This is a genomic window from Rhizobium bangladeshense, assembly GCF_001662075.1.
Taxonomy (GTDB): Bacteria; Pseudomonadota; Alphaproteobacteria; order Rhizobiales; family Rhizobiaceae; genus Rhizobium; species Rhizobium bangladeshense_B.
Genome location: NZ_LYPL01000014.1, coordinates 171,418 through 178,230, shown reverse-complemented (window position 1 = coordinate 178,230; position 6,813 = coordinate 171,418). Strand labels below are relative to the sequence as shown.

Here is a 6,813-nt window from a genome sequence, read left to right as displayed (position 1 = left end):
GACTGGTACATGCAGGGCAAGATCCAGATCGACCCGATGATCACCCACACGATGCCGCTCGAAGACATCAACAAGGGCTTCGAGATGATGCACAAGGGTGAAAGCATCCGCGGCGTGGTGGTCTACTGATGGCTTCGACGACCTACACGGCCGACCTCAAGAGCGTCGATGAGCTCCTCGCGCGGGAGCTCTACGACCTCTTGAAAATGCGTGTCGATGTCTTCGTCGTTGAACAGAACTGTGCCTATTCGGAACTCGACGGCAAGGATATCGATGCCCTGCATCTAAGGCTGATGGAGAGCGGCGAACTCCTGGCTTCGGCGCGGATCCTGAAACCGCACGCGCCGCATGATCCGTCAAAGATCGGTCGCGTCGTCGTCTCGCCGGCCCATCGCGGCAAGCGGCTGGGCGATGCATTGATGAGCGAAGCGATCTCTGCTTGCGAACGACTTTATCCGGCAAACCCCATCGCCTTGTCGGCGCAGGCGCACCTGCGCCGATTCTACGAAGCCTGCGGTTTCGTCGTGGCATCGGAGGAATATCTGGAAGACGGCATTCCCCATATTGATATGGTTCGCCAGCCAGCCTTCCAGCCGGCAAGGTTATTGTCATGATCTATGTCGACGCCGATGCCTGCCCTGTGAAGCCAGAGATCCTGAAGGTCGCCGAACGTCTCGGCCTCGAAGTCACCTTCGTCGCCAATTCCGGCCTGCGCCCATCGCGCGATCCGATGGTTCACAACGTCATCGTCTCCAACGCCTTCGATGCCGCCGACAACTGGATCGCCGAGCACGCCGGTCCGGGCGACGTCGTCGTCACCGCCGACGTGCCGCTTGCCGTGCGCTGTGTCGCCACCGGCGCTTTCGTCAGCGGCCCGACGGGCCGTGTCTTCGACGAGACCAATATCGGCATGGCAAGTGCCATGCGCGATCTCGGCGCGCATTTGCGCGAAACCGGCGAAAGCAAGGGCTATAACGCCGCCTTCAGCCCGAAAGATCGCTCACGCTTCCTCGAAACCTTCGACCGCCTCTGCCGCCGCGCCAAGAGCCTTTCCGCCGAGGCTCGCAGGAAGCCCTGATCACACCCGCATGAAACGGGTGGCATGGCTGCCATGCGGATTTCTACCTTGAACACGGCCGTCCCCTTGCGCATATGGACGCTATCGCAGACGACTGCGGCATCCTCCAGGATGCAACCGTCGCGGGGACGGCCTCGCTCTTGAACAAGGAGAGTCGCATGGCCTGGTTTCTGCTTTTTCTCGCCGGTCTTTTCGAATGTGGTTGGGCGATCGGGCTTAAATACACCGATGGTTTCACGCGGACGATGCCGACCACATTAACTCTCATATCGATGGTGGTCAGCATTGTGCTGCTCGGCTTGGCGGTGAAGCACCTGCCGATCGGCACCGCCTATGCGGTCTGGACCGGCATTGGCACGGTCGGCACCGTGCTTCTCGGCATCTGGCTGCTTGGCGATGAGGCAAGTGTCTCCCGTCTTGCCTGTATCACGCTGATCGTCGGCGGCATTGCCGGTCTCAAGCTCACTGCCTAAAATAAACAAAACGCTGCGGGGCACCGCAATGCCCCGCAGCCTATCATCAGGCTAGCTTGCGGTTATCGACAGCAAAAGCGCCGGGACCGGAGAAGAACAGGTAGAGGAAGACGAAGCAGAACAGAATCGCAGCGTCGCCCTGGTTGACGGCCGGGAAGAAGCTGTTCGGGGCATGCGCCATGAAATAGGCGACGGCCATTTGGCCGGCCAGCAGGAAGGCGACGGGACGGGTCAGCAGGCCGACGAGAATGAGGATGCCACCGACGAGCTCGAGAAGAGCCGCAAAGAGCATCAGCGGCGGAAGCGGGCCAGACATCTGCGAAGCTGGAAAGCCGAAAAGCTTCATCGTGCCGTGTTCGATGAACAGCAGCGCGGTGATGATTCTGAGAGCGGCCAGCCCATAGGGGCGATAGGCGGAAAGACGCTCGAAAGTTGACATAAAACCTCTCCATTTAAAACAATGCAGCCGAGCGTTAGCTTGTCCCTCGCAAGGATTGAACACACGGATCGCTGACGGCCATTCACTTTTTCGACAGCGGGTAAAACACCCGGCCGTGCGCCTTTATTCGGTGAAAAATCTCAGAGCGGGATGTTGTCGTGTTTCTTCCAGGGATTGGCGAGATCCTTGTTGCGCAGCATCTTCAGGCCGCGTGCCAGCCGCCTTCGGGTCGAATGCGGCATAATCACCTCGTCGACATAACCGCGCTCGGCGGCAACGAAGGGGGACAGGAACCGGTCCTCGTACATTTTTGTATGGGCGGCGATCTTTCCCGGATCGGTAATATCCTTGCGGAAAATGATCTCAACCGCGCCCTTGGCGCCCATCACGGCGATCTGCGCCGTTGGCCAGGCATAGTTCAAGTCGCCGCGCAGATGTTTCGACGCCATCACATCATAAGCGCCGCCGAAAGCCTTGCGGGTTATGACAGTGAGTTTTGGCACCGTCGCCTCCGCATAGGCAAAGAGCAGCTTGGCGCCATGCTTGATGAGCCCGCCATATTCCTGTGCAGTGCCCGGCAGGAAGCCCGGCACGTCGACGAAGGTGACGATCGGGATGTTGAAGCAGTCACAGAAGCGCACGAAGCGGGCGGCCTTGCGCGAGGCGTCGCTGTCTAACACGCCGGCCAGCACCATCGGCTGGTTGGCGACGAAGCCGACGGTGGAACCTTCGACACGGCCGAAGCCGCAGACGATGTTTCCGGCAAAGCTCGCCTGGATCTCGAAGAAATCCCCCTCGTCCGCCACCTTTCGGATCAGTTCCTTGATGTCATAAGGCTTGTTGGCGCTCGCCGGCACCAGCGTGTCGAGCGAGGCGTCGGTCTCCGTCACCGACTGGTAACATTCGATCTCGGGTAGCGGCGCCGTGTTCGAAAGCGGCAGGAAATCGATCAGCCTGCGCACCTGTAAGAGCGTTTCGACATCATTGTCATAGGCGCCGTCGGCAATGGACGAGCGCGTCGTATGCACCTGCGCGCCGCCAAGCTCCTCAGCGGTTACCGTCTCGTTGGTGACGGTTTTCACCACATCGGGCCCGGTGACGAACATGTAGGAGGTGTCGCGCACCATGAAGATGAAATCGGTCATGGCAGGCGAATAGACGTCGCCGCCGGCACAGGGGCCCATGATCACCGAGATCTGCGGAATGACGCCCGAGGCGAGCACATTGCGCTGGAAGACTTCGGCATAACCGCCGAGGGCGGCGACACCTTCCTGAATGCGGGCGCCGCCCGCGTCATAGATGCCAATGATCGGCGCCCGGTTCTTCAGCGCCATGTCCTGCACCTTCATGATCTTCTCGGCATGCGCTTCCGAAAGCGAGCCGCCGAAGACGGTGAAGTCCTTGGCGAAGACGAAGACCGTGCGGCCATTGACCGTGCCCCAGCCGGTGACGACGCCGTCGCCGGCAATACGGCTTTTGTCCATGCCGAAATCGGTCGAGCGATGTTCGACGAACATGTCGAACTCCTCGAAGGAGCCTTCGTCGAGAAAGAGGTCGATGCGCTCACGCGCCGTCAGCTTGCCACGCTTATGCTGAGCCTCGATACGCGCCTTGCCGCCGCCAAGGCGGGCGATACCGCGGCGGCGTTCCAGTTCTTCGAGAATTTCCTTCATGCGATTTCCCTCAACGCCTGCGTGTTAGATATGCGCTAGAGCATGATGCCGAAAAGTGTGAGCGGTTTTCGAACGACATCATGCTCTAACTTTTTAATTTAAAGCAGGATTCAGATTTTAGACCGGCCAAGCCTAAAATCATCCTGTTCTAGCGGCTGCGTCCGCTGAGCGAGAAGACCGAGCGTATCCTGGCTGCCACATCCTCGGCGATGATTTCGTCGGCAAGCTTCGGGTCGGCGGCCATGCTGGTTACGTCGAAGGCGCTGACGGCGATCACCGACCCATCCTCCACCGAAGCCGCGTCGACGCTGATCTTGGCGACGTTGCGGTCCTTCTGGAAGCCGAGGCCTTTCTGGATGGATATCACGCGGATCGTCAGCACAACCCGCGGCAGCGCGGTATCACGCACGGTGGCCTTGATCGCGGCATTGACGCGGTCGTTGATGCCGGAGAGTAGTTGGGCCGGCATGTTCGGTCCGGAGAGAACGACGGCGCTGCGCACATCGTAGAGCTGCGGCGCAGGCTTCGGACCTAAAAGGCTGGCGCAGTCCGTTAGCGCAATACAGACGAGTACGGCCCGGCAAAAACTCGACCTCAGCCAATTCATGACAAAATCCCGCACCCACCCCGTTGGAGTCGCAGTTTCGTCATAATGCCCGGGAAGGCAATATGTTTCAGGCGCTTAGGGCGAAAAAAACATCCGCCGCCGCTTTGAACTCGACAAAGCGCTTGGCGCGGCGCTCCTCGGCTTCCTCGTCGCGCCCCCAATGCTCGATTGTCCAGTCCTCGTCGAGATGGGCAAGCGACCACACCTCTTCCACCGTCACTCGCCCCTCGGCAAAGGCGAGTGCCAGGATCGCCGAACCGGTCAGCGTCGTGATTGTATGGAGAGCGGCGAGCGCCATCGGGCTCTGATGCCGCGCCAGCGTGACGGCAAAGGCTGCGGTCGCCTCGCGCGGCTGCTCGTGGTGCATCACCCCCTCAATGAGGATGAAGCGGGCGCCTAGATCATTGGCCGCCCAATCGATTACCGGATCCCAGCGCTCCCTCTGACGCTCGACCAGCAGTTCGGGTCCGTCGGCGCGGTAGCAGAGGAGGTCGCTCGAGGAAAAGCGCAGGATGTCTTCGAAGATCGCCTGCGCATTGGTGGCCACGCCGTCGAGCGCTGTGTTGACGAGCCGCGTCACCGGCATGGTCACGGGATCGATCTCCTGGCCTTGGGCCTGCCATTCGGCGGTGACAAGCTGCGCGAGCGCTTCGGTCGGCACGGCGAGAACCTGCCGCGCCGGCGTGCGGACCATCTTGCCGTCGAGCGTGATCGCAAAACCGCCCTCGTGTTCGGCAACGGCGACCTCGGCATAGAAGCGCTTCGGCAGCGGCTTCTTCATCTGGATCTGGGCCCGGCGGATGGGATCGGGATGGCTCAGGCCTTCGGAAAGATCGTTCAGCAGATCGCGCATGGGCTCACCTCAGGAAAAATGGCGCAATATCTCGTTGGGATGATAGGCGATCGCATCGGCGCCATTGGCGATCAGCTCATCCACGCTGGCATAGCCCCAGGCAACGCCGATCGCCTTGGCGCCGGCGGCCTTTGCCATCTGCATATCGTAAACCGCATCGCCAATGACAATGGCATCACGCGCATTCATGCCGGTTTCGTCACAGCATTCCGTCACCATGGCCGGATGCGGCTTTGACGGGCAATCGTCGGCGGTGCGGGCAACGACAAAATGCCGGTCGAAACCATGCGTCTCCATCACGAGGTTGAGCCCACGCCGGGATTTGCCGGTCACCGCCCCGATCAGCAGGTTCTCGCGGCCGCTGATCGCGTCGATCATCTCGCGAATGCCGGGAAACAGCGGCTCCCTGTAATCGAGATCCTGGCGCACGACGGTAAACAGCGATTTATAATGCGCCGTCATGTCGATATCTTGCTGTTCGACATGCGGCCTACCCTGCATGCGAGCAATCGCGATATCGAGCGACAGGCCGATTATGGCCTTGGTGTCCTCAAACCGCGGTTCCGGCTTGCCAAATTTATCGAAAGTCCGGCGCATGGTTTCGTGGATCAGCCCGGCACTGTCGACCAGGGTGCCGTCGCAATCGAAAAGCGCAAGTTTCATGCATCATCATCCAGGATAGGAGCCGAGTTTTCATCAAAGCCGAGCAGGTTCCAGCTCTGCACCATATGCGGCGGCAAAGGCGCGGTCACGCGCAGCCGTCCGCCCGAGGGATGCGGGATATCGATATGGCGGGCGTGCAGATGCAGACGTTTCTGAACGCCGCCTGGAAAATCCCAGTTCGGATCATCGTCGAAATATTTGGGATCGCCGATGATCGGATGGCCGATATGGAGAGCATGAACACGGAGCTGGTGCGTGCGCCCCGTATAGGGCTCCATCTCCAGCCATGCGAGACGCTGGGCTGCCGTCTCGACGACGCGGTAGTAGGAGACGGCATGGTCGGCCCCGTCCTCGCCGTGTTTGGCGATTCGCATCCGGTCGCCGTCGGCGGTCGGCTCCTTGACGAGCCAGGTCGAAATCTTGTCCTCGTGCTTGCGCGGCACGCCCTTGACCAGTGACCAGTAGGTCTTCTTCGTGTCGCGCTCGCGGAAGGCCGCCGTAAGCTTCTGGGCGGCGCCGCGGGTGCGGGCGATGACGAGAACACCTGACGTGTCCCGATCGAGGCGGTGGACGAGCCGCGGCTTCTCACCTTTGGGGCTGATCCAGGCTTCGAGCATCTGATCGATATGCCGCGCGACGCCGGAGCCGCCCTGCACCGCCAAACCGGGCGGCTTGTTGAGGACGATGACCTTTTCGTCCTCATGCAGCACCATGCGCGACAGGAGTTCGAAATCGCTGGAATGTTTCAGATCCTTGCCGGCAATCGGTCCGGACTTCAGCTTCGCATCGACATCGAGCGGCGGCACGCGCACCGTCTGACCGGGCTGCACGCGCGCATCGGACTTGACGCGTCCGCCGTCGACGCGCACCTGGCCGGAGCGCAGCAGCTTCTGCAGCGGACCGAAGCCGAGCCCGGGAAAATGCACCTTGAACCAGCGATCGAGCCGCATGCCGGCTTCGTCGGGTTCAACCTTGATATGTTCTATGCCAGCCATAGTCGATCTTTCGGAAATTGCCGCACGGGCCG

Annotated in this window: 9 protein-coding genes and 1 pseudogene; 4 read left to right on the top strand and 6 right to left on the bottom strand. The window is 60.9% G+C overall.

Annotation, left to right across the window (positions count from 1 at the left end):
* From A7X77_RS33190 to sugE, 4 genes and pseudogenes are all read left to right on the top strand, one after another.
* Window positions 1–129 (top strand): annotated as a pseudogene (locus tag A7X77_RS33190) (S-(hydroxymethyl)glutathione dehydrogenase); the annotation flags it as partial.
* Window positions 129–614 carry a GNAT family N-acetyltransferase gene (locus A7X77_RS24805; RefSeq protein ID WP_064685481.1) on the top strand — a complete coding sequence of 162 codons (486 nt, stop codon included), beginning with the start codon at window positions 129–131 and terminating at the stop codon, window positions 612–614. The pseudogene A7X77_RS33190 and the gene A7X77_RS24805, both read left to right, overlap by 1 nt.
* Window positions 611–1,078, top strand: a complete 468-nt coding sequence (locus A7X77_RS24800) for a YaiI/YqxD family protein (RefSeq protein ID WP_064685480.1) — start codon at window positions 611–613, stop codon at window positions 1,076–1,078. Before A7X77_RS24805 ends, A7X77_RS24800 begins: the two co-directional genes overlap by 4 nt.
* A 158-nt stretch (window positions 1,079–1,236) precedes the next feature.
* The gene (sugE, locus tag A7X77_RS24795) at window positions 1,237–1,551 is read left to right on the top strand and encodes a quaternary ammonium compound efflux SMR transporter SugE (protein ID WP_064685496.1); all 315 of its coding nucleotides are present in this window, start codon (window positions 1,237–1,239) and stop codon (window positions 1,549–1,551) included.
* Between the two features lie 46 nt (window positions 1,552–1,597).
* Here the strand turns inward: sugE and A7X77_RS24790 are convergent, their stop codons facing one another.
* The 6 genes from A7X77_RS24790 to A7X77_RS24765 form a co-directional block, all read right to left on the bottom strand.
* The gene (locus tag A7X77_RS24790; RefSeq protein ID WP_010060625.1) at window positions 1,598–1,990 is read right to left on the bottom strand and encodes a DoxX family protein; all 393 of its coding nucleotides are present in this window, start codon (window positions 1,988–1,990) and stop codon (window positions 1,598–1,600) included.
* A 140-nt stretch (window positions 1,991–2,130) separates the two neighbouring features.
* Window positions 2,131–3,663, bottom strand: a complete 1,533-nt coding sequence (locus A7X77_RS24785) for an acyl-CoA carboxylase subunit beta (RefSeq protein WP_064685479.1) — start codon at window positions 3,661–3,663, stop codon at window positions 2,131–2,133.
* Window positions 3,664–3,811: 148 nt separating this feature from the next.
* Window positions 3,812–4,270, bottom strand: a complete 459-nt coding sequence (locus tag A7X77_RS24780; protein WP_064685478.1) for a hypothetical protein — start codon at window positions 4,268–4,270, stop codon at window positions 3,812–3,814.
* A 67-nt stretch (window positions 4,271–4,337) separates the two neighbouring features.
* The gene (locus A7X77_RS24775) at window positions 4,338–5,123 is read right to left on the bottom strand and encodes an ATP12 family chaperone protein (protein WP_064685477.1); all 786 of its coding nucleotides are present in this window, start codon (window positions 5,121–5,123) and stop codon (window positions 4,338–4,340) included.
* Window positions 5,124–5,132: 9 nt separating this feature from the next.
* Window positions 5,133–5,786 (bottom strand): HAD-IA family hydrolase, encoded by a 654-nt coding sequence (locus A7X77_RS24770; RefSeq protein ID WP_064685476.1) that lies wholly within the window; start codon window positions 5,784–5,786, stop codon window positions 5,133–5,135.
* Window positions 5,783–6,781, bottom strand: a complete 999-nt coding sequence (locus tag A7X77_RS24765; protein ID WP_064685475.1) for an RluA family pseudouridine synthase — start codon at window positions 6,779–6,781, stop codon at window positions 5,783–5,785. Before A7X77_RS24765 ends, A7X77_RS24770 begins: the two co-directional genes overlap by 4 nt.
* Between the last annotated feature and the right edge of the window lie 32 nt (window positions 6,782–6,813).

Coding starts and splice junctions, on each gene's coding strand:
- A7X77_RS24805 (WP_064685481.1), top strand. CDS start 129: ATGGCTTCGACGACCTACACGGCCGACCTCAAGAGCGTCGATGAGCTC.
- A7X77_RS24800 (WP_064685480.1), top strand. CDS start 611: ATGATCTATGTCGACGCCGATGCCTGCCCTGTGAAGCCAGAGATCCTG.
- sugE (WP_064685496.1), top strand. CDS start 1,237: ATGGCCTGGTTTCTGCTTTTTCTCGCCGGTCTTTTCGAATGTGGTTGG.
- A7X77_RS24790 (WP_010060625.1), bottom strand. CDS start 1,990: ATGTCAACTTTCGAGCGTCTTTCCGCCTATCGCCCCTATGGGCTGGCC.
- A7X77_RS24785 (WP_064685479.1), bottom strand. CDS start 3,663: ATGAAGGAAATTCTCGAAGAACTGGAACGCCGCCGCGGTATCGCCCGC.
- A7X77_RS24780 (WP_064685478.1), bottom strand. CDS start 4,270: ATGAATTGGCTGAGGTCGAGTTTTTGCCGGGCCGTACTCGTCTGTATT.
- A7X77_RS24775 (WP_064685477.1), bottom strand. CDS start 5,123: ATGCGCGATCTGCTGAACGATCTTTCCGAAGGCCTGAGCCATCCCGAT.
- A7X77_RS24770 (WP_064685476.1), bottom strand. CDS start 5,786: ATGAAACTTGCGCTTTTCGATTGCGACGGCACCCTGGTCGACAGTGCC.
- A7X77_RS24765 (WP_064685475.1), bottom strand. CDS start 6,781: ATGGCTGGCATAGAACATATCAAGGTTGAACCCGACGAAGCCGGCATG.